The following is a 21,351-nucleotide window of genomic DNA, read 5'->3' on the forward strand; positions in this document are numbered from 1 at the left end:
TCCCCCAGCCCTAACAACCCGACGGCGCCTTATACAACCCGGTACAACCCGGCGGTGGCTTTTCCGCCGCGCACACGGAAATCATCCGGGCATGCGCGCAACGTGACGGCAGATGCATATGCCCGCCATGCATACGCTTTTCGGGAACGGGAATTCGTAAGTCACCCAGCCGCATAACGGCATACCGATGACACCGGCCGCACACCGATGACAGCCCACCACCACGGGAGAATCCTCGGAACCCGAGGAACCCGAGGAAGCCGCGGAATCCGAGGAAGTCAAGGAAGCCAAGGAGGCAGCGCCATGCGACTCTCGCTCCTGCAACCGGTCATCAACCGGCCAGGCCCCTGGGCATCCGTCTATGCCACTGTCCCGCTCAGCACCGAGGACGCCGCAAAACAGCAAGAGTTGATGGCAAGCGCCACCACGGCGCAGTTGTTCGCGCTCGGCGCGGACGAGGCCACCTGCGGGGCCGTGCACGAGGCCCTGCTCATGCCGCAGGAAGGCGGTCGCGGGGCGCACACCGGGCGGGTGTTGTTCGCCGCCCATGGTGAGACCGTGCTCGACACTCCGCTCCCCGGACCCCCGGCCACCCCCTTCGCGGCCTGGGGCCCGGTGCCCAGGGTCACCCCCTTGCTGGCGGCCATCGGCGACGACCCCGTCTGCCTCGTGGTCCGTCTCGACCGGACCGGCGCGGACTTCGCCCTCGTCGGTGAACGGGGCGCCGAGAGCACCGGCCGGGGCGGCCGCGCCGTACGGCCCCTGCCCGGCACCTCCTCGGGCGACCCGTCCGAACGGCACTTCCGGACCACGACGGAGAACACCTGGGAGCACAACGCCGGAGACCTCGCCGGCGCGGTGCGCGAGGCCTTCGAGAGGAGCGGTGCCGAGGCCGTCGTACTGGTCGGGGAGGCGCGCGAACGCCACCTGGTGCACGAGAAGCTGCCCGAACCGCTGCGTGCCCTCACCTACGAGAGCGCACACGGCGGGCGTGCGCCCGGTGCCGAGAGCGCACTGGTGGACCGGGACATCGCCCAGGTCAGAGCGGACTGGGAGCGCGAACACATCGCGCAGGTGGCGGACCGCTTCCGCACCGGCGCCGGGCCGGGGAACGAGAGCGCCCCGCATGCCGCGGCCGGTATCCCCGCCCTGATCGAGGCGGCGCGGGAACACCGGATCGACACCCTGCTGGTCAGCCCGCACGGCGCGGACATCGCCCGGCAGGTGTGGGTGGGCACCGACGCCGACCAACTCGCCGTACGCGGAACGGAGTTGACGTACCTGGGGGAGGAACATCCAGCGGTCGCACGGGCGGATGACGCCCTGGTGCGGTCGGCGGCCGCGACCGGGGCCGACATCGTGGTGGTCCGGGACCCCGACCGTGCACCGACCGGCGGGCTCGGCGCCATCCTGCGGGGGACGGTGGAAGCGGCGCCGGAGTGATCCGGATGGCCAGGTGCTTCCGCTCGGCGCGCAGTACGCGGGGCGCTCACCACACCGCCCGCCGGCCGGGAATCCGGCGGCGGGCGGCGAGGCGGTAGCAGGCGCCTGCCTCAGCCCTGGGCTTCGGCGGCCACCGGCTTCGGGATCAGGAAGGACGTCGCAATGGCCGCGGTCAGGATGACCACGCCCGCGATCATGCCCGCGGTGTAGCCGCCGGGGGAGGACGGGTCCGCCGGTGTCGCGGCGGTCTTGACCGCGTAGAGGAGCGCAAAGCTGAGTCCCGCGCCGAGGTTGAACGCGCCCGCGTTGAGGCCGGGCAGGAAGCCCGGGTTCTCGGCGGGGGAGAGGACGATGCCCAGCCCGTTGAGGACGATGTTCGCCACGCCCGCGTAGGCGATGCCCACCAGGATGGACGTCACCAGCAGCAGGACCTGCGCATGGCTGTGCATGGTGAGCAGCATCAGCACGACCGTCGCCACCGACCCGACCAGGCCGCACCGCAGGATGCGGCCGTAGCCGAAGGTGGCGGCGAGGCGGCCGGCCAGCGGACCCATGGCCAGTCCGGCGAGCGCGTACGGCGACAGCGTCCACCATGCGGAGGCCTCGGCGCTCATGCCGAGCCCGGCCTGGGCGTCCTGGGCGAAGGCCGGGATCAGCCCGTTCATGACGGCGAACACACCGGTCATGGTCAGGACGGTGGTCAGCAGGGTCGCCCAGGTCGCCCGCTGCTTGAGGTGCCGGGTGGCGACCAGCGGGTGCCCGCTGCGGTTCTCGGTCCGCCAGAACAGCGCGAAGGCGGCCGCGGACAGCACGAGGAGAACCGCGATCAGCGGCCAGTCGGCGGCGGCCAGCTTGCCCGCCTCGTTGAGCGCGATCAGCAGCGAGCCCACGGAGACGACGAGCAGCGCGACCCCGGGCCAGTCCATACGGGTCGCCGCCGGCGCCTTCGACTCGGGCGTCAGGGTGGCGACCAGCACGGTGGCCAGGGCCGCAACGACCGCCATCGCCCAGAAGACCGACCCGAAACCGTGCCGGTCGGCGAGGTAGCCGCCCGCGAGGGAGTCGACACCGGCGATCCCGCCGTTGACGGCGGTGATCACGCCGAGCAGGGTGCCGTACCGCTTCGGCTCCTTCACCTCGACCCGCAGCATGATCAGGCACAACGGGACGACCGGACCGCTGACACCCTGGATGACGCGGCCGGCGAACAGCATCGGCACGCTGGTCGCCAGCGCGGCGACCACACATCCGACGACCATCAGGCCGAGCATGCCGGCCAGTACCCGGCGGCGGCCGATGACATCGCCCAGCCGCGGGAGGAACAGGGAGAACAGCGCCGCCGAGGTGAAGAACGCGGTCTGGGTGAGGCCGATCTCGGCGGAACTGGCGCCGAGGGAGTCCTCGATGTTCTTCAGCGCGGGGCTGAGCATGCTCGCGTTGAGCTGGAAGGCGAAGCACGCCGCGAGCAGCGCCGCGACCAGGACACCTATCCGGACGCCGGACCCGCTGCCGTCCGTCGCCCCGACGGGGCGCCGGGTGGTGGAAACGTTCATGCCTCGACGTCACCGATCCGCTCGAGTGCGTCCACGACCAGGTTCCAGAACCGCTCGTGGTCGAGCTTGACCGCGACCTGGGTGGTGCAGTCGTCGGGGGCGGGCGCGCGGAAGTCCGTCACGGTCATCCCGACCGTCAGCGCGCCGCGCAGCTCGATGTCCACCGGGGCCTTGCGTACGGTCATGACGTCCGGGTCGATGACATAGGCGACCGCGCACGGGTCGTGCACCGGCGGGTGGTCGAAGCCCTGGTTCTCGCGGTAGGCCTCGCGGAAGAAGTCCAGCAGCTCCAGGACGAAGCGGGCAGGTTTGGTGCCGACGGCGGCGATCTTCTCCTCGACGGCCGGGGTGGCCAGCGCCTGATGCGTCAGATCGAGGCCGACCATGGTCACCGGCCAGCCCTCGTTGAAGACGATGTGCGCGGCCTCGGGGTCGATGATGATGTTGAACTCGGCAACCGCGCTCCAGTTGCCCTCGTGGTAGCCGCCGCCCATCAGGACGACCTCGCGGACCCGCTCGGCGATCCGCGGCTCCTTGCGTACGGCCAGGGCGATGTTCGTCAGGCCCGCGGTCGGGACGATGGTGATCTCGCCGGGCTCGTGGGACATCACCGTGTCGATGATCAGGTCCACCGCATGCCGGCGGTCCAGCTCGAAGGCCGGCTCGGGCAGGTCCGGGCCGTCAAGACCGGTCTCACCGTGGATGTCCGGCGCCGTCTCGATGGCCCGCACCAGCGGACGCGGGCAGCCGGCGGCAAAGGGCACGCCCGTGATCCCGGCGATGCGCGCCACGGACAGCGCGTTGCGGGTCACCTTCTCCAGCGTCTGGTTCCCGACCACGGTCGTCACGGCGACCAGCTCGACGTCGGGATTGCCATGTGCCAGGAGCATGGCGATCGCATCGTCATGCCCCGGGTCGCAGTCGAGGATGATCTTTCTGGCCAACGGAGGAGCCCCTTTGCTCTGCTGCTGCTCGGAAAAGCGGTGATGAAGGTGTGGTGTGTGCGGGCCGGCATGGGCTCCGGCGCACAGCGCGCCCGGCGGTCACCCATGGTGAGCCCGGGCGTGGGGTCAGCCGGCGAGCGAGCAGCATGGAAAACGTTCTCCGGAAACTTGACCCATGGACCTGCGGGTTGTCAATGGTTCAATCTCTGGCCATCCGGACGTTATCGGGACGAAGAGCGGGGGCAACGGCCGGGGGGTCCGCCTCTGACGGGACAACGTTTGCCGGGTGGACAAGGGGGCGTATGCTCCCTCCGGTTCGGGCGGGCCGAACGAAGGGAGCCGGGAGACGGTGGCCGAAGTCACGTTGAGGGATGTCGCGCTGGCGTCGGACTGCTCCATTGCCACGGTCTCCCGTGTCCTGGCCGGCACCCGGCCGGTCGGCGCGGAGACCGCACGCACCGTACGCGCGGCGGCCGAGCGCCTGGGCTACCGGCCCAACCAGGTGGCCCGAGCCCTGCGCAGCCGTTCCACCGGCACCGTCGGACTCGTGCTGCCGCAGATCACCAATCCGTTCTTCCCCTCCCTCGTCCGGGAGCTGGAGCACGCCCTGCACGCCGAGGGGCGGGCCGTGCTCCTCGCCGACTGCGACGACGACCCGGTGACCGAGGCGGCCCGGATCAACGCGCTCCTGGGGCGGCAGGTCGACGCCTTGCTGCTGATACCCGTCGACGAGCGGCGCAGCCGGGAAGCGGTCGCCGGTGCGGCCGCCCGGGTGCCGCTGGTGCTGCTCGACCGCGGCTGCGGACCCGGTGTCGCCGACTCCGTCGCCGTCGACAACGCGGCCGGTATGGCCCTGGTGCTCGATCATCTGGCTGCCACCGGCCGCCGCCGCCCGTGCTTTGTCGGTGCGGCCGGGACCGCGTCGGCGGCGGTCGAACGGCGCGCGGCCTACGAGGCGGGGGCCGCGGCGCTGGACCCCACGGCCCCCGGGCGCATCGAACTCGGCGACTTCTCGGTGGAGTGGGGACGGGCAGCCGTCGACCGCGTCTGGCCGTCCCGCCCGGACGCCCTGATCTGTGCCAACGACCTCATCGCCGCCGGTGCACTGCAACGGCTGCGGCAGCTGGGCGCGGAGGTGCCGGGCGAGGTCGCCGTCACCGGCTTCGACGACATCCCGCTCGCGGGCCTCGCCGACCCGGCGCTGACCACCGTCCGCCAGCCGGTCGGCGAACTGGCCGCCGAAGCCGCCCGCCTGCTGAGCCGCGGTCCGGCCGGGGCGGAGCCCGGGCCGCGACGCACGGTCCGGCTGGCACCGCAGCTGGTCGTACGGGCCTCCAGCGCACCCGCCGGCACGCCCGGCGAGCCTTGCGCTGAAGCGTCGAGGGCCCCCAGGGGCTGACCGGTCGCCACGGCGGCAACGGCTCGTCATCGTCGAACGCGGCGATGACGGCGATGGCGGCGATGGCGACGGTGGCGACGGTGGCGATGGCGACGGCGCGAAGGTCATCCCGGCCACAGCTCGTGGGCCTTCAGCTGGCGCCTGATGGCGCGTCATATCGTCGGCGCCCGGCCGGACTTCTCCGGAGCGGCAGAAGGCCGCCCGTCTCCCTCCTCCCTCCCCGTCCCTTCCCGTCCCTCCTCATCCCCTCGTCCGGCCGGCCCTGGCACCTCGTCACCCTGCTCCCGGGCACCGCCGTGGGCGGCAGACAGCAGGGCGACGAGCGCGACGAGGGCGGCGACGTACCCGTTACGATCGGCCCATTCGAGGCCGTCGTTCGTGGCCGCTGCCGGGAGGAAGAGATGGGCCTGTTCCGCCGAGGACCGAAGCGGGATCCCCGCGACCTGGCACGCGACGGGGAGTTCGGCTTCTTCTCCGAGCGCGAAGGCGGCGTCTTCAGATCGCAGGTCCGGCAGGCCTTCGCGGAACAGGGGCTCGAAGTCACCGCGTATGCGGGGGTGGTCACCGACTCCGCGGGCCGGCAGTTCGGCCTCGGCAACCTCGCCGCGGTGTGCCACCGCGACCGGCGCGGTGAGCGCAGCTGGCCCGCGCTGATCCGGGATCACGTCGGCAAGGTGCTCCGCACGATGGACGGCCCGCAGCCGCTGGAGGTCCTCAGCGCCGACGAGATCCGGGCCTGTCTCTACCCTCGTGTGGTCGCCCAGGAGACGCTGCCCGCCTCCGATTCCTTCCGCTACGGCCGCGCACCGGCGCCCGGGCTGCGGGAAGTGCTCGCCCTCGATCTGCCCGAGGCGGTGCAGATGCTGAGCGAGGACTCGCTGACCGGCCTCGGGGACGTGGCGGAGCTGCGGATCCGGGCGATGAACAATCTGCGCGCCCTGCCGGTCGAAGGGCATGAGACCGTGCGGCGCGGTGACGGCTCGGCGTTCGAGGTGCTGCTCGGCGACTCCTTCTTCACCGCGAGCCGGGTGCTGGTGCTGGACGAACTGGTGCAGCGGCTCTTGGGCATCGAGCTCACCTCGGACGGTGCGCTGGTCGCCCTGCCCTTCCGCCACCAGCTGGCCTTCCACCGTATTCACGATGCCCAGGTCGTCCCGGCGTTGCAGGCCATGGCGCAGTTCGCGGCGGCCGGCCACGCGGACGCGGCGGGCGCCATCAGCCCCAGGGTCTTCTGGTGGCGGCGGGGCGTGATGACGCCGCTGAGCGAGCCGGCCGGCGGCGGACTGCGGGTGGTGGCGGACGCGGACTTCCAGACGATGCTGGAGCGGTTGGTGCAGGACGACGCCTGAAAGCCGGCAAGAGGCAGGGCAGGGGTGTGCACACCGGGCGCAAGATTTTCTTGCGGAATTTTCACCGTGAGGGAACCCGAGGCGCCGTCCATCCGTTTTACAGGGTGAGGCCCCACGCTCTCCCCCGTGCGTGGGGCCTCACTGTGTTCTCCGGCTCGCCCTCGGCCCCTCCGTGGCTCCCCTGGCTCTGCCGGCGCCGCGTGGTCTCAGTCGCCGAGACCTGCGCGTTCCTCGTCGGTGAACAGCCGCGAGCGGATCAGGAAGCGGACGCCCTCCGGCGCCTCCAGGGAGAAACCACTGCCCCGCCCCGGTACGACGTCCACCGTCAAATGGGTGTGCCGCCAGCGCTCGAACTGGTCCGCGGACATCCAGAACCCCACCGGCTCCGGCACGCCCTCCACGGTCAGCCGGGCCAGCAGCACATCCGACGATCCCGTACGGAACTCCCCGGCCGGGTAGCACATGGGGGCACTGCCGTCACAGCAGCCGCCGGACTGGTGGAACATCAGCGGGCCGTGCTGAGCGTGCAGCAGGCGCAGCAGTTCGGTCGCCGCCGCGCTGAGCGCGATCCGTGAGGCTCTCTCCGGGGCGGCTCCCCCGGCGGCCGCCAAAGGGCCCTCGCCGCCGCTCATCACCACCGCCCCGGCTTCTTCGCGGAGCCGTTGACCTGCGGGTTGTCGGTCTCTTGTCGGCACACGTGCGGTTCCTTTCCTGACCGGCCACAACGGACGCCGCTCCCGGGACGGCGGCGAGTCGGCCCGGCACGGGCCGGATCATGGTCACCGAGCCGCCACGGAGGCAGTGCCTCAGTTAACTCCCTGCAACGTTGCGAGGTGGTTGCACACGACGGCGGGCCGCAGATCCGGCGAAGCCCGCCGGCGTCCCAAGATCCCCTGCGGTCGTGCGGTCGTGCGGTCGTGCGGTCGTGCGGTCGTGCGGCCCCGCGGTCGTGCTGCCGTGCTGCCGTGCGGTGGGCGGCGGCTCGCATCCAAGTGCCCAGCTCAGGCAACCGCGGTGGCCCTTGTAACGTCTCGAAAACCAGATGCACAAGACGAGAGTTGAGCAACTGGTGACGTTCGGACATTCCCGTGATGCATGCGGTGACGACTGGCCGTTGGTGGGGCGCGAACACGAGCTCGCCGCCCTCGACGCCGTGGCCGCCGAGGTCTTGTCCGGCCGGTCCCGTGTCGTACAGCTCGAAGGGCCGGCCGGCGTCGGCAAGTCCGTCCTGCTGAGCACCTGGTGGGAGCGGAACAAGCAGTTCCGGGTGCTGCGGGCCCGCTGCCACCCCCTGGAGCGCGAATTCGCCTTCGGTGCGGTGCGACAGCTGTTCCGGCCCCTGCTGGCCGCAGTGTCCGAGACCGACCGCGCACGTCTCCTGGAAGGCTCCGCGGCGGCTACGCTCCGGGCGCTGGACGATGCGGCCGCCACGGAACCGCTGCCCGAGGCGGCCGATGTGACGGCGTCGACGCTGCGGGGACTCGACGCTCTCGTCTCCCGGCTCTCCCGCCGGCAACCCCTGCTCCTGGCGGTCGACGCGCTGCAGTGGATCGACCAGCCGTCACTGCGATGGCTCGCGCACTTCGTCGGACGGGCGGACAGCCACCCCGTGCTGATCGCGGTGACCACGCGGAGCGCCGAGGCCAAACGGTTCGATCCGCTGCTCGCCGAGCTCGTGCGTCCCGCGAACTGCCACACCCTCGTCGTGGAGCCGCTGGACATCGGCGGTGTGGGACAGCTGGTGCGGACGCTCTGGGGAGCGGAGGAGCCCGATGACGCCTTCTGCGCCGCCTGTCACGCCGCCACGGGCGGGCACCCGCTGTTCGTCCGCGCCCTGCTCCACCAGGCTCAGCGCAGCGGGGTGAGGCCGACCGCGGCCTCCCGGGACCGGATCCCCACGGTCATGCTGTCGACGCTCGCCGGGGAGATCTCGCACCGGCTCTGCCAGGCGTCCGGCGAGGTCGTGGAGCTGGCGCGGGCGCTGGCCTTCCTGGGCGACCGCAAGCCGCCGGAGTTGCTCGCCGCGTACTGCGGAACGGGGCGTGCGGTGGTGCTCTCCGCGGCACAGGACCTGCGGTCGCTGGGGCTGCTGCGCGCGGACGGCGACCTCCGCTTCACCCATCTGGTGGTCCGCGACACGGTGCTCGGGATGCTGTCGCCCGAGGAACTCGGTGCCGGCCATGCGCGGGCGGCCCAGGTGTCCTGGCTCAGCGGACGTCCCGACGAGGAAGTCGCGGCGCATCTGCTGGCGGCCGGTCCCGTACCCGGCTCCTGGGCCCTGCCGGTGCTGCGCAGAGCCGCCGGCCAGGCCTTACACCGTGGCGCACCGGAAACGGCCGTGACCTATCTGCGTGCCGCCCTGAACCAGCCGCTGGACGATGCCGAACGCGCCCGTGTGCTCCTGGAACTGGGCACCGCGGCCAGCCATTACGATGCCGCGCTGGCCATCTCCTGTGTCACCGGCGCGCTCGAAGAGCTGACCGACGAAACGGCCCGCAGCGACGCCCTGGTCGTGCTCGCCTACTCGCTGCTCCTCTCCCGCGGCTCCCGTACGGACCTGTCGAATGTGGACCGGAAGATCGCGGCGCTGTGCGACCGGCGCACGGCGGACTCCGGGGCCGCCGACCGTGAACTGGCGCTGCGGATGGGGGCGCTGCGCGCGTGGATGGAGTTCGAGCGGCCGTCCTGCAGCCGTCCGGCCCCGGCGCCGTCCCCCGACACGGACGACGACCTGGCCGACCGCACCGCGGGAGAGCGCCAACTGCTCGCGATCCGCGCCTTCCGCGCCCTGCGGGCCGCCCTGCCCGCCCCGTACGTCGCCGGTCTCGTCGAGCGCGCGTCCGTCAATCTGCCGACGTTCTCCCATGATCTGTTCCCGCTGCACTACTTCGTCGCCCAGACGCTGCTGTACCTCGACGAGCTCGATACGGCCGACCAGCTCAACCGCCATCTGACACGGGAGATCTCGGGCAGGGGCATGGAACTGCTCGCGTCCTCCCTGATGCTCTACCAGGCAGGGCTGGCGCTGCGCCGAGGCGACATCACCGAAGCTCTCGCCACGGCTCAGACCGCCGCGGACCAGGCGTCCTCCACCGGGCGGCTCCCGTACGCACTGACCTTGGACACGCTCAGGATCGACGCCCTCCTCGCACAGGGCCGGACCGAGGCGGCCGAGCGGATCGCGGGCACCCATGCCGTGGCCGGGCAGACGGAAGTGGCGTGGGAGCGGCCCCGCTTCCTCATGAGCCTGGCAGCACTGCGGATGGCTCAGGGCAATCTGCGTGCGGGGCTCTCGCTGCTCCGTGAATGCGGCCACCACTGTGAGGCCGCGGGGACGGTCAGCCCGGCGATGGCTCCCTGGCGCTCCCGCTCCGTGGCCGCCCATCTCGCCCTGGGGGACACCACGTCGGCCCGTACGCTGGCCGAGCAGGAACTCGACCTCGCCCGGCGCTGCCAGATCCCGCGCGCCCTCGGGGTGGCGCTGCGGGTGACGGGGGTTGCCACGAGTGGTCCTCGGGGGCTGGACCTGCTGGCCGAGGCCGTCCAGGTACTCGGAGCCACCCCCGCCCGCCTCGAACTCGCCCGCGCTTTGGACGACTTCGGGGCCGCCCTGCTGCACCGGGACGACAAGCGGGGCGCCAGGAGTACCTTGCGCCGCGGGCTGGACCTCGCCGTGGGGTGCGGCGCCACGGTGCTCACCGCGCGTCTGCAGGAGCGGCTGCACCTCGCCGGCGGGCGGGCCGGCAGAGCCGGGGGTGCGGGGGCCGGGGCGCTGACCGCGGGGGAGGAACGCGTCGGCACCCTCGCGGCGCAGGGATACAGCAACAAACAGATCGCCGAACTGCTCGTCGTCTCGCTGCGTACCGTGGAAACCCATCTGACCGGCGCCTACCGCAAGCTCGGGATCGCGGGGCGCCCGTATCTGGCGGCGGCCATGGCGGCTGCGGACAGGTCCCGCCGGGGGAGTGGCACGGCGGACTCCTGAGGTGCGGTCCCGGGGCCTCGTGTGCCCGGCCGGACCGAAAGGCCCCGCACCTTCCGGCCCTGGAAGGTGCGGGGCCTTTCGGCATCTCTGCGGGCAGCATCTCTGCGGGCAGCCGCCCGGCCCTGTGGTCGGCAGCGGCAAAGAACCGTGGTCCTCGTGGTCCGACACCGTGGTGCCCCGCTTCTTCGGGTGTACGTCGTGGTTGCCCCCGGTCCCTTTCTCCGGGGTACCGAAGTCTTAGCCCGAACCAATTGATTCGGCCGTCCTCTCGTGACTTACTCAGATCTCACGACGTCGAATTCTTCCGATGTCGCAGGAGAGTTCAAGAGGGAGTGGCAACCGTGAGGTTCAACCATCGGGCCGCATTCGGTCTTCTCGCGGCGGGCGCCGCAAGCTTGTCGGCGGTACTCACCGCCCCGGCCGCCCAAGCGGATTCCAGTCATTACATTCAGATCACCAATCATGCCGGTGTCCTCGCCAACACCTGCTACAAGTGGCGTGATGTCGAGGGTAAGGATTACTGCCACAACGTCCGTCCGGTGAACACCACCTGGCAGGCGTATTTCCCCGACGACGCGACCGGCGCGAAGATCGACCTCAGTACCAGCATCGTGGACTACGCCACGAAGGACAGCGCCGCGGTATTCGACACCGGCAGGAATCACTGCTTCGAAATCACGGGCCTCGTCGACCGGCCCAAGCTCACGGAAATCGGCTGCTAAAGGCAGCGACCGGGGGCGCCGCCGTCGCGCTCTCTCGTGAACCGGGTTCCACTGCACCGGGTTACCCCAGCCACAGAGCGAGGAAAACGTTGATCTCCACATCCACATCCGCATCCCGCATCGGTCTCGCCCTCGGCGCCGTCACCGTCGCGCTCGCCCTGACGACGCCCACGGCATCGGCCGCCGATTCCACCGATATCAACGGTCACACGAACACCTGGCTGCAGGAGGGCAGCCCCTCCGTCACCTATGACAACGGATACCAGGTGAACTCCGCTGACGAAGTCAAGCGTGCCATGGACCAGTGCAAGAACAGCGATGTGTCCTGCACGGCGACGACCGTGGAGTCCAAGAACGTGACGAAGTGGTTCGACGTGGAAAATACCGCCATGGGCGTGGGTCCCATTCAGAACTGCAGCGGAGGGCAGGGGGAAATAAACCAGACGCTCAGCGGAAGCAGGACCTTCACCTGGGGATGGAACGTCGGCGTCAACGTCGATATCACCCTCGTCAAGGACAAGCTGGGAGTGGGGGCATCCGCGCAGTACAGCGAGACCAATGCCGAGTCGAAGAGCGGCGACGTCCGGATCACCATCAAGCCGGGGCGGAAGGGGATGCTGAAGCTGGGCCATGACATGGAGCAGCGAGTCTCCGATGTGCGTATCCAGGGCGGCGAGTTCGGCGGCGCGAAGATCACGGGTCTGCGCACCGAAATCCCCCTCAGTGCGGCGGCGCGGGCGGACACCGACGAGGTCTCGTGCGACGGCGGAAAGCTGATGAACGGTAGCTGAGCCGCCGGTCCCCCTCGCAAACCCTCCATGAAAGGAGCACTCTGTGCGGAAAATCAAGAAGTCGGCGGCCTATGGTGCCGCCGCCCTGGGGCTCGCGCTGGCCGGCGCAGTCATGACGGCCCCGTCCGCCGTCGCGGCGGGCTCGGGCACTTACATCGGGTTCACCAACAACGGCTGGTTCCTGGTCGACACCTGCTACCACTGGCAAGGCTCGTCGACCTCGGATTCGTGCGACTACGCGAAGCCCAAGGGCACCGACTGGCGGGTGGAAATCCCCGCTGACGCCCAGGGCGTCCAGCTCGAAGTGAAGGTTGCGGCCCAGATCGGGGGCGGAAATGTGACGCCGCAGATCACGGACCTCAAGCGCGGCCACTGCTACGAGCTGAGCGGCTACACCTTCGACCCGAAGATCACCGAAAAGGGCTGTTAGCACATGTCCGGATCAGCGAAGCGAGAGGCACCTTCCCGTATGCGAAACAGAAAGCGTTCCCTGACCTGTGGTGCCGCGGCACTCGGACTGGCGCTGGCCGGCGCGGTGCTGTCCGCGCCGGCCGCCGTGGCCGCCTCGGACAACTACATCGCGTTCGAGCACAACGCGGGGTCTCTCATCGACACCTGCTACGAGTGGAAAGGCCCGGCGGGCATAGAGAGCAAGAACTACTGCCAGCACGACCGGCCGATCGGGACCAGCTGGAAGGGGTACTTCCCCGCCGAAGCGACCGGGGTCACGGTCACCGTCCACTGGACGGGCGGCTCCAAGCCCCTGTACATCAACGAGGCCGACAAGAACCACTGTTACAAGCTCGAAGGCACTCTGGTGTCCGGGATCCACGTCCTCGACGTCAGCTGCTGAACGACTCCCCGGGGCCCGACGGCGCATTCCGCCGGCGGGCCCCGCGGCATGCCCGCGGACCGGCCCACGGGGTGAGCCGCGTCTCACCCGGGCGGTGTCCACTTGTCTATGCAACAAGTTGCATAGAAGGATCGGGGTATGGCGCTCGACCACGCGATCCTTGTCTCCCTGCTGGAGAAGCCGGGCTCCGGCTATGAGCTGGCCCGGCGGTTCGACCGGTCCATCGGATACTTCTGGACCGCCACCCACCAGCAGATCTACCGCGTCCTCAAGCGCATGGAGAGCGACGGCTGGATCGATGTCCGCGAGGTGCCGCAGCAGGCCCGGCCGGACAAGAAGGAGTACTCCGTCGCCGCCCCGGGCCGGGCCGCGCTCTCCCACTGGCTCCACGAGCCGATCGAACCCGAGAGCGTCCGGCACGACCTCGCCGTGAAGATCCGCGGCGCGGCCTTCGACGACCCGGCCGCGCTGATCCGTGAGGTCGAGCGCCACCACCAGGCGCACACCGACCGGCTCGCGCACTATCTCGCGGGGGAGCGGCGGGACTTCACCGGTCCCGAGGCCCCCGCCGCGCCCGACGCCGGGCAAGAGCTCCAGCATGTCGTGCTGCGCGGCGGCATCGCCTACGAGCGGATGACCCTCGCCTGGCTCGACGACGTGCTCGCCACCCTCCACCGCCTCGTCGACCTCCACCGAGGCGGCCCCGGGTGCTGAACCGGCGCGGGCGGACCACCGTCCCGCCGCCCGCCGCCCACTGCCCCGCCGCCGACCCCCGACACGCCCCTGAAGCTTCCCGTCACCACCCTCAACCCCCGATCAGGAAAGGCGACCATCCATGGCCGACCAGCTGCTGTTCAACCCCCGCACCTACGACCCGGCGCACTTCGACCCCGAGACCCGCAGGCTGCTGCGTGCCACCGTCGACTGGTTCGAGGACCGCGGCAAGCGCCGGCTGATCGAGGACTACCGCTCCCGCGCCTGGCTGTCGGAGTTCCTCGCGTTCTCCGCCAAGGAAGGGCTGTTCGCGACCTTCCTCACCCCGGCCTCCGCCGCCGACGGGCAGCAGGACAAGCGCTGGGACACCGCCCGGATCGCCGCCCTCAACGAGATATTCGGCTTCTACGGCCTCGACTACTGGTACGCCTGGCAGGTCACCATCCTCGGGCTCGGCCCGGTCTGGCAGAGCGACAATGCCGCCGTCCGGGCCCGCGCGGCCGAACTCCTCGCCCAGGGTGAGGTGTTCGCCTTCGGCCTGTCCGAGAAGGCCCACGGTGCCGACATCTACTCCACCGACATGCTGCTGGAGCCCGACGGTGACGGCGGCTTCCGTGCCAGTGGCTCGAAGTACTACATCGGCAACGGCAACGCCGCCGGACTCGTCTCCGTCTTCGGCCGCCGCACCGACATCGAGGGCCCGGACGGCTATGTCTTCTTCGCTGCCGACAGCCGCCATCCCGCGTACCACCTCGTGAAGAACGTCGTCGACTCCTCCAAGTACGTCAGCGAGTTCCGCCTCGACGACTACCCGGTCGGCGCGGACGACATCCTGCACACCGGCCGTGCCGCCTTCGACGCCGCCCTCAACACCGTCAACGTCGGCAAGTTCAACCTCTGCACCGGCGCGATCGGCATCTGCGAGCACGCGATGTACGAGGCCGTCACCCATGCCCAGAACCGCATCCTCTACGGCCGTCCCGTCACCGCCTTCCCGCACGTGCGCCGCGAGCTGACCGACGCCTATGTCCGCCTCGTCGGTATGAAGCTGTTCAGCGACCGCGCCGTCGACTACTTCCGCTCCGCCGGACCCGACGACCGCCGCTACCTCCTCTTCAACCCGATGACGAAGATGAAGGTGACCACCGAGGGCGAGAAGGTCATCGACCTGATGTGGGACGTCATCGCGGCCAAGGGCTTCGAGAAGGACACCTACTTCGCCCAGGCCGCCACCGAGATCCGGGGCCTGCCGAAGCTGGAGGGCACGGTCCACGTCAACCTCGCCCTGATCCTCAAGTTCATGGGCAACCACCTGCTGAACCCGGCCGAGTACGAGGCGGTGCCGACCCGCCTCGACGCGGCCGACGACGCGTTCCTCTTCCGGCAGGGACCGGCCCGCGGCCTGGGCTCCGTCCGCTTCCACGACTGGCGCGCCGCATTCGACGCCTACGCCGAGGTGTCCAACGTCGCCCGCTTCCGGGAGCAGGCGGACGCCCTGTGCGAGTTCGTCACCACCGCCGCCCCCGGCGAGGACCAGAGCCGTGACCTCGACCTGCTGCTCGCCGTCGGCCAGCTGTTCGCGCTGGTCGTGCACGGCCAGCTGATCCTGGAGCAGGCGCGCCTGACCGGCCTCGACGCCGATGTCCTCGACGAGCTGTTCGCCGTCCTCGTACGCGACTTCTCCGCGCACGCCGTCGAACTGCACGGCAAGGATTCGGCCACCGCGGAACAGCAGCGCTGGGCACTGGGCGCGGTCCGGCGGCCGGTCGTCGACGAGGCCCGCTCGACGCGCGTCTGGGAGCGTGTCGAGGCACTGGCCGGGGCGTACGAGATGGCGCCGTAACCTCCCCAGCCGCCTGCGGACCGGCGGGTTCGGCCGATGCCCACAGGTGCCGGCCGAGCCCGCCGCTGCTGCCACCCGAGCACCGGAGCCCTCATCCCGTAGGCTCGGCGGATGGCGAAATACTTCGATGTCCACCCCGACAATCCCCAGCGGCGCACCATCAGCACCGTGGCCGAGAGCATCCGCTCCGGTGCGCTCATCGCGTACCCGACGGACTCCTGCTTCGCACTGGGATGCCAGCTGGGCAGCCGCGACGGCATCGACCGGATCCGGTCGATCCGCAACCTCGACGACCGTCACCACTTCACCCTGGTGTGCCAGAACTTTGCGCAGCTGGGTCAGTTCGTGCACGTCGACAACGATGTGTTCCGCGCGGTCAAGGCAGCGACGCCCGGCAGTTACACCTTCATCCTGCCCGCGACGAAGGAGGTGCCGCGCCAGCTGCTGCACCCCAAGAAGAAGACCGTCGGAGTCCGGATCCCGGACCATGTGGTCACCCAGGCCCTGCTCGCGGAACTGGGTGAGCCGCTGCTCTCCAGCACCCTGCTGCTGCCCGACGAGGAAGAGCCGATGACGCAGGGGTGGGAGATCAAGGAACGGCTCGACCACGTGGTGGACGCAGTGATCGACTCGGGCGACTGCGGCACCGAGCCGACCACCGTCATCGACTTCTCCGGTGACGCTCTGGAGATCGTACGCCGCGGAGCCGGCGACCCCGCGCGCTTCGAGTAGCGGGCCGGTGACGCCATGGCCGACGGCGCCGGCCGGGGGACCGCACACCCCGCCGTCCGGCGCCGCCCGACCGGGACGGGGCAAAAGCCCCACGAACGGGAGGCACGCCGTGCCGGGTGTCAGGTGGTCTTGATCTGGCCTCCGTCGATGACGAATTCGGCACCGGTGATGTTGCCGGCGCGCGGGGAGGCCAGGAAGACGGCGAGGTCGGCCACCTCCCGGGGTTCGGTGATGCGTCCGGTGGAGATGCCCATCTGCTGGGGCACGACCTGGTCCAGGGCCTCCTGTGCCGTGCCGCCCGCACCGGCCGCGACGGTGTCGGCGAAGGCGCCGGGGGCGGTCCAGAACGGGGTGCGTACGGGGCCGGGGGCGATGGCGTTGACGCGGACACCACGGGGAGCGAACTCCTCCGACAGAGCTTTGGTGAGGTTGCTCAGGGCGGCTTTGGCCGCTGAATAGTCCACCACCATGGGGAACGGCAGCCGGGCATTGACCGAGCTGATGGTGACGATCGCGCCTTCGCCGTGGGCCAGCAGGTGTGGCAAGGACGCACGGCTGGCGCGCACCGCGCTCAGGAATGTCATGGTGAGGGCATGCAGCCAGGCTGCGTCATCGACGTCCAGGAAGCCGGCGCGCGGGGTGGTGGCACCGACGTTGTTGACCAGCACGTCGATCCGGCCGTGTCGGTCCGCTGCCGCCCGGGCCAGTGTCCCGGCACCGTCGGCGTCGGCCAGATCGACGGGGTGGAAGGCGACGTCGTACCGCTTGCGCAGAGCTGCCAGCTCGGTGGTCTCGGTGCGGCTGCCCACCACGACGCGCGCGCCCTCACGGCCGAGTGCCTCGGTGACCGCCAGGCCGATGCCCTTGCTGCCTCCGGTGACCACGGCGACCTTGTCCGTCAGATTCAACTCCACCGGGAACTCCTCCCATGTCACGCTTCCCACCTGGGCCAATGCGCCTGGACAGTCGCATTGGGTGAGTATCGACCCTCGGTTCGGGGCAGTGTCATCGCCACGCGGCCTGCGCGGTGGATTCCCGCGCAGCAGCGCACTTCGGGGGCCATTGCGTGCGCGGTGGAGATCGTGCCGGCGAGGGATGGTGCTCACGGGATCGCCGCCCGCGACGAGAGCGTGGAGTGCGCGCTGCGAGGGGCCTGGGGGTGGGGGTGGCCCGGGGCCTACCTGCCCCAGATTTTCCGGTACGCCGCGCGATAGCCGGTCGGGTCCCATGTCGTGGCCCCACGGCTGTTGCCGGCCGTGGCGATATGCACGGGGGCGACATAACCGCTGGCGGGTCTGCCCGAGAAGGCACGGTTGAATTCGTCGAGGATCTGCCAGCCCTGCTGGGAGAAGGGCTCCGGAACGGTGGCCGCCTGGAACTGCCTGCTGTTGATGCGTTGGAAGGCGGACGGGTCGCCGTCGCCCGCGCCGATGTTGAAAGGGGTGCCGCCGCCCTTCCTGCCTGCCGCGCGCAGGGCCGGGGCGGCATCGGCGAAGTACACATCGTTGATGGCGACGGAGTGGGTCCAGCCGCCCCCGAAGCGGGAGAGAAGTGCGGAGACCTCCTGGGGCGTGCGGCTGCTGGTGTCCGGGATCGGGATGTTCTCCTCTTCCAGAAGCTTCACGCCGGAGCAGGTGGCGAGCTGTTTCTTGATCAGTTCGGACTTGTTCCTGGCGAACGGGATCGAGGCATCGGTGAACACCACGACTCCCGCGTGCCCCCGGGAGTGCGTGATGATCCAGTCCGCGCTGATCTTCGCGACATCCTGGACCCTGGTGGTGATGTTGCTGAACAGTTCGGGGTCCTTGCTCGGGCCGGGGGCGTCGACCGCGTGCCAGCCGATGAGCGGGATGTGTTCGGCGTTGGCCGTCGCGACCTGCCGCGACGTCAGACGGGGGTCGAAGCCGCCGATGACGATGCCCGCGGGCCGGAGGGCGATGGCCTGGCTGAAGGCCGCCTGGATCCCGGCGGGGGTGCCCTGACCGTCGATCACCCGGACGGGCCAGCCGAGGGTCTTCGCGGCCTGCTGGACGCCGTTGGCGGCGCCTGCGACACCGGGATTGGTCATGGTCTGCGCGACATAGACGAGGCGTTTGCCGAAGACCGCCCGGGGACCACCGGTGGGGCCGTCCCAAGCGGTGTGGGGCTGCTCGGCCCGTCCCACGGCCGCCCGGGCCCGGGCCAGGACGGCGGGACAGCCGGTCTTCGCCGGCCCCGGCGAGTAGGGTGCGGCGCCGGTCGAGGCGCCGCGTTCGCAGCCGGCGAGGACAGCGGCCGCCAGAGCCACGACGACTGCGCCGCCACGGGCGGTCTTGCGGTGCGAGTGCACGGGCGCTCCCTGCGGAGGGACGACACGGTGAGGCCGGCCCGAGGTCATGAGCTGACGTGGACCACGTCATGACGGGGCCGGGACGGTGGTGTCCGCCGTTGGCGCAGCTGACGGCGGGCGGCATAGCCGGCCATGCCGACGGCGAGGAGCAGAGTGGCGCCGTTGAACAGCGGGGTGACCCAGAACTCGGCGCCGAGCTGGCCGATACCGGCGAGGCCGATGGCGAGGATGATGACGGCGACCAGGGTGCCCAGGGCGTTCGGGCGGCCGGGTTTGATCGCGGTGGACCCGAGCAGCGCACCGACGAAAGCGGGCAGCAGATAGTCCAGGCCGACGCTGGGGTTGCCGATCCGCTGCTGCGCGGCGAGCAGGACACCGGCGATACCGACGATCAGCCCCGAACCGGCAAACGCGTAGACGACGTAGCGCCGGGTGGGGATGCCCACCAGCTCGGCGGCGCGCGGGTTGGAGCCGATGACATACAGATACCGGCCGAGCGGCAGCCGCTCCAGGAGCAGCCACAGCACTGCGGTCAGTGCGAGGACGTAGAAGGCGGATACCGGCAGGCCGAGGAACCTGGAGTCGTAGAGATCGGTGAAGGCCGCCGGCAGGCCCTGCGGGCCGGGGACGATCCGGGCCCCGTTGGTGATCCAGCCGGTGAGGGCGTACAGGATGCTGCCGGTGCCGAGCGTGGCGATAAAGGAATTGATCTTCGCGAATTCGACGACGATCCCATTGAAGACGCCGACCACCGCCCCGCCGAGGACCACGGCGAGGCAGGCGAGGGGCCAGGGCCACGCTTCCTTGGCGAGGAGCTGCATCGTCATCACGTGCGCCAGGCCGAGACCGTAGCCGAGGGACAGGTCGAACTTGGCGGTGACGATGGGAATCATGGCGCCGAGCGCGAGGAGGGCGGGGATCGACTGGTTGGACAGGACCTCGGAGATGTTGTCCAGGGTGGGGAAGGTGTCCGGCAGAGCGAGGGAGAAGGCCAGGAAGAGCAGGGCGGCGAAGGCCAGGAGGCCATAGGCGCCGAGGAAGTGCCCGAACCGGCGGCCCGGCAGGGGGCGAGGGAAGCGGGTCATGGTTCCACCGTCCCGGTGAGTGCGGGCATCGCCGAGGAGGCACGGGCGAGTTCGGTGACCGTGAGAGCCTCGCCGCTCAGCTCCACCGTCACCGCCCCGCGGACGAACACCAGGGCGCGATGGCACACGTGGGCGACCTCCTCGAAGTCGGTGGAGAGGAGCAGGACGGCGAGGCCTGAGGCCAGCGCCTCCCGGAGCAGGCGGTAGATCGCCGTCTTGGCACCGACGTCCACCCCGGCGGTGGGCTCTTCGAGGATCAGCAGGCGTCGGCTCATCCTGAGCCACCGGCCGACCATGACCTTCTGCTGGTTCCCCCCGGACAGGGTGGCGATCGGCGCCTCGGTGTCCCGGGGGAACACCGAGAACCGCTCGATCAGGGCCGCGGCCTCGGCGCGCTCGCGCCGGGGGGCGATCCGGCGCCAGGACGGCACACCGCCCGCCCGGGGGTTGACCAGGAAGTTCTCCCGCACCGTCAGTTCGGGGGCACAGCCCTCTTCCTGACGGTCGCTGCTCACCAGGCCGACGCCGGAGCCGACGGCGGCCATGACCGTGCGCGGGGCGTACGGCAGGCCGTCGAGCAGGGCCCGTCCGCCGGTGACCGGCCGGGAGCCGGCGAGGGCGCGGCCCAGTTCCCGGTGACCGGCGCCGGTGAGGCCCACCAGGCCGAGGATTTCCCCGGCGTGCACCTCCAGGCTGACCGGTGCCGTGTTCTCGGTCCGTACCCGGTCGAGGCGCAGCACGGCCGGACCCGAGGCGGGTGCGAACCCGAAGCCGGCCGGCTCGTGGCCCACGATGTCGCGCACCAGCCGGGCCGGCCGGTAGCCGGCGACCGGGCCCTGGCTGACGAGGTGTCCGTCCCGCAGTACGGCGAAGTCATCGGCGACCTGGTACACCTCGTCGATCCGGTGGGTGACATGGACGAGGGCGCGCCCCTGGTCGCGCAGGGTGCGCAGGACGTCGAACAGCCGGGCGCAGTCGGCCGCCGGGAGGCTGGCGGTCGGCTCGTCAAGGACGATGACCGCGGCCTGGGTGGACAGTGCGCGGGCGAGTGCCACCAGGGAGCGTTCGGCCCGCGGGAGATCGGCGAGCGGGGTGTCCGGGTCGAGATGCGCGGCGACGATGTCCAGGGCCGCGGTGCACTGTCTGCGGATCCGCCGCCACGACAGCAGTCCCGCGCGGCGGGGATAGCCGGCACCCAGGGCGATGTTCTCGGCGACCGTCATCCAGCCGACCAGGCCCAGGTCCTGATGGATGAAGGACATGGTGCGGGAGGCCGCCTCGGTGCCGAGCGGGTGCCCGGCGACGCTCACCTCGCCCTGGTCCGCGGGGTGGACGCCCGCGAGCACCTTGATGAGGGTGGACTTTCCGGCACCGTTGGGGCCGAGCAGGGCGAGGATACGGCCGGAGCGGATGTCCAGGTCGACCGTGTCCAGCGCGAGGGTGCCGCCGAACCGCTTGCACAGGCCGCGCACCCGGACGAGAGGCCGGTGGGTGTCGTACGGGGGAGGGGTGGTGTCAGGAGCGTCGTGCACAGACTTCTCCGGAGGTCGGCCTCATGGTCCTGCTGGGTTCCTCCCGACTGACGGGGCACTGCCGGGGGCACTGCTGC

18 protein-coding genes are annotated in these 21,351 nt (G+C 70.6%); 11 read left to right on the top strand and 7 right to left on the bottom strand.

Annotation, left to right across the window (positions count from 1 at the left end; translation table 11 throughout):
• Positions 1 to 303 precede the first annotated feature (303 nt).
• Positions 304 to 1,443: a Vms1/Ankzf1 family peptidyl-tRNA hydrolase gene (locus tag ACF088_RS05495; protein WP_392374098.1), complete on the top strand. Its 1,140-nt coding sequence runs from the start codon at positions 304 to 306 to the stop codon at positions 1,441 to 1,443.
• A 110-nt stretch (positions 1,444 to 1,553) separates the two neighbouring features.
• On the opposite strand, the gene ACF088_RS05500 is transcribed toward ACF088_RS05495, so the two are convergent.
• Positions 1,554 to 2,996: an MFS transporter gene (locus ACF088_RS05500; protein ID WP_392374099.1), complete on the bottom strand. Its 1,443-nt coding sequence runs from the start codon at positions 2,994 to 2,996 to the stop codon at positions 1,554 to 1,556.
• Positions 2,993 to 3,940 carry a nucleoside hydrolase gene (locus tag ACF088_RS05505; protein ID WP_392374100.1) on the bottom strand — a complete coding sequence of 316 codons (948 nt, stop codon included), beginning with the start codon at positions 3,938 to 3,940 and terminating at the stop codon, positions 2,993 to 2,995. The genes ACF088_RS05500 and ACF088_RS05505 overlap by 4 nt, the downstream gene beginning before the upstream one ends.
• Before the next feature lie 349 nt (positions 3,941 to 4,289).
• Between ACF088_RS05505 and ACF088_RS05510 the strand changes: the two genes are divergently transcribed.
• Both ACF088_RS05510 and ACF088_RS05515 read left to right on the top strand, forming a co-directional pair.
• Positions 4,290 to 5,339, top strand: coding sequence for a LacI family DNA-binding transcriptional regulator (locus tag ACF088_RS05510; protein WP_392374101.1), 1,050 nt, complete (start codon positions 4,290 to 4,292; stop codon positions 5,337 to 5,339).
• Between the two features lie 401 nt (positions 5,340 to 5,740).
• Positions 5,741 to 6,688, top strand: a complete 948-nt coding sequence (locus tag ACF088_RS05515; protein ID WP_392374952.1) for a hypothetical protein — start codon at positions 5,741 to 5,743, stop codon at positions 6,686 to 6,688.
• A 206-nt stretch (positions 6,689 to 6,894) separates the two neighbouring features.
• Here ACF088_RS05515 and ACF088_RS05520 read toward each other — a convergent pair whose 3' ends face one another.
• Complete coding sequence (locus ACF088_RS05520) at positions 6,895 to 7,320, bottom strand: DUF779 domain-containing protein (protein WP_392374954.1); 426 nt, start codon at positions 7,318 to 7,320, stop codon at positions 6,895 to 6,897.
• A 437-nt stretch (positions 7,321 to 7,757) separates the two neighbouring features.
• Between ACF088_RS05520 and ACF088_RS05525 the strand changes: the two genes are divergently transcribed.
• From ACF088_RS05525 to ACF088_RS05560, 8 genes are all read left to right on the top strand, one after another.
• Entirely contained in the window at positions 7,758 to 10,673 is a 2,916-nt protein-coding gene (locus ACF088_RS05525; protein WP_392374102.1) for an ATP-binding protein, read from the top strand.
• A gap of 341 nt (positions 10,674 to 11,014) precedes the next feature.
• Entirely contained in the window at positions 11,015 to 11,395 is a 381-nt protein-coding gene (locus tag ACF088_RS05530; protein ID WP_392374103.1) for a hypothetical protein, read from the top strand.
• 89 nt (positions 11,396 to 11,484) lie between these two features.
• Positions 11,485 to 12,186, top strand: coding sequence for a hypothetical protein (locus ACF088_RS05535; RefSeq protein ID WP_392374104.1), 702 nt, complete (start codon positions 11,485 to 11,487; stop codon positions 12,184 to 12,186).
• Between the two features lie 43 nt (positions 12,187 to 12,229).
• Positions 12,230 to 12,616 (top strand): hypothetical protein, encoded by a 387-nt coding sequence (locus ACF088_RS05540; protein ID WP_392374105.1) that lies wholly within the window; start codon positions 12,230 to 12,232, stop codon positions 12,614 to 12,616.
• A 39-nt stretch (positions 12,617 to 12,655) separates the two neighbouring features.
• Positions 12,656 to 13,039 carry a hypothetical protein gene (locus ACF088_RS05545; RefSeq protein ID WP_392374106.1) on the top strand — a complete coding sequence of 128 codons (384 nt, stop codon included), beginning with the start codon at positions 12,656 to 12,658 and terminating at the stop codon, positions 13,037 to 13,039.
• 138 nt (positions 13,040 to 13,177) lie between these two features.
• A complete protein-coding gene (locus tag ACF088_RS05550) occupies positions 13,178 to 13,753 on the top strand; it encodes a PadR family transcriptional regulator (RefSeq protein WP_392374107.1) in 576 nt (191 codons plus the stop codon).
• A gap of 121 nt (positions 13,754 to 13,874) precedes the next feature.
• A complete protein-coding gene (locus tag ACF088_RS05555) occupies positions 13,875 to 15,596 on the top strand; it encodes an acyl-CoA dehydrogenase family protein (protein WP_392374108.1) in 1,722 nt (573 codons plus the stop codon).
• 111 nt (positions 15,597 to 15,707) lie between these two features.
• Positions 15,708 to 16,328, top strand: a complete 621-nt coding sequence (locus ACF088_RS05560; RefSeq protein WP_392374109.1) for an L-threonylcarbamoyladenylate synthase — start codon at positions 15,708 to 15,710, stop codon at positions 16,326 to 16,328.
• A 119-nt stretch (positions 16,329 to 16,447) separates the two neighbouring features.
• On the opposite strand, the gene ACF088_RS05565 is transcribed toward ACF088_RS05560, so the two are convergent.
• The 4 genes from ACF088_RS05565 to ACF088_RS05580 form a co-directional block, all read right to left on the bottom strand.
• Positions 16,448 to 17,242 carry an oxidoreductase gene (locus ACF088_RS05565; protein ID WP_392374956.1) on the bottom strand — a complete coding sequence of 265 codons (795 nt, stop codon included), beginning with the start codon at positions 17,240 to 17,242 and terminating at the stop codon, positions 16,448 to 16,450.
• 263 nt (positions 17,243 to 17,505) lie between these two features.
• Positions 17,506 to 18,657 carry a substrate-binding domain-containing protein gene (locus tag ACF088_RS05570; RefSeq protein ID WP_392374110.1) on the bottom strand — a complete coding sequence of 384 codons (1,152 nt, stop codon included), beginning with the start codon at positions 18,655 to 18,657 and terminating at the stop codon, positions 17,506 to 17,508.
• Positions 18,658 to 18,701: 44 nt separating this feature from the next.
• Positions 18,702 to 19,742, bottom strand: coding sequence for an ABC transporter permease (locus ACF088_RS05575; protein WP_392374111.1), 1,041 nt, complete (start codon positions 19,740 to 19,742; stop codon positions 18,702 to 18,704).
• A complete protein-coding gene (locus tag ACF088_RS05580) occupies positions 19,739 to 21,274 on the bottom strand; it encodes a sugar ABC transporter ATP-binding protein (protein ID WP_392374112.1) in 1,536 nt (511 codons plus the stop codon). Before ACF088_RS05580 ends, ACF088_RS05575 begins: the two co-directional genes overlap by 4 nt.
• Positions 21,275 to 21,351 lie beyond the last annotated feature (77 nt).

The sequence above is a fragment of the Streptomyces sp. NPDC015125 genome (genome assembly GCF_043080045.1).
In the GTDB taxonomy this organism is placed as follows: Bacteria; Actinomycetota; Actinomycetes; order Streptomycetales; family Streptomycetaceae; genus Streptomyces.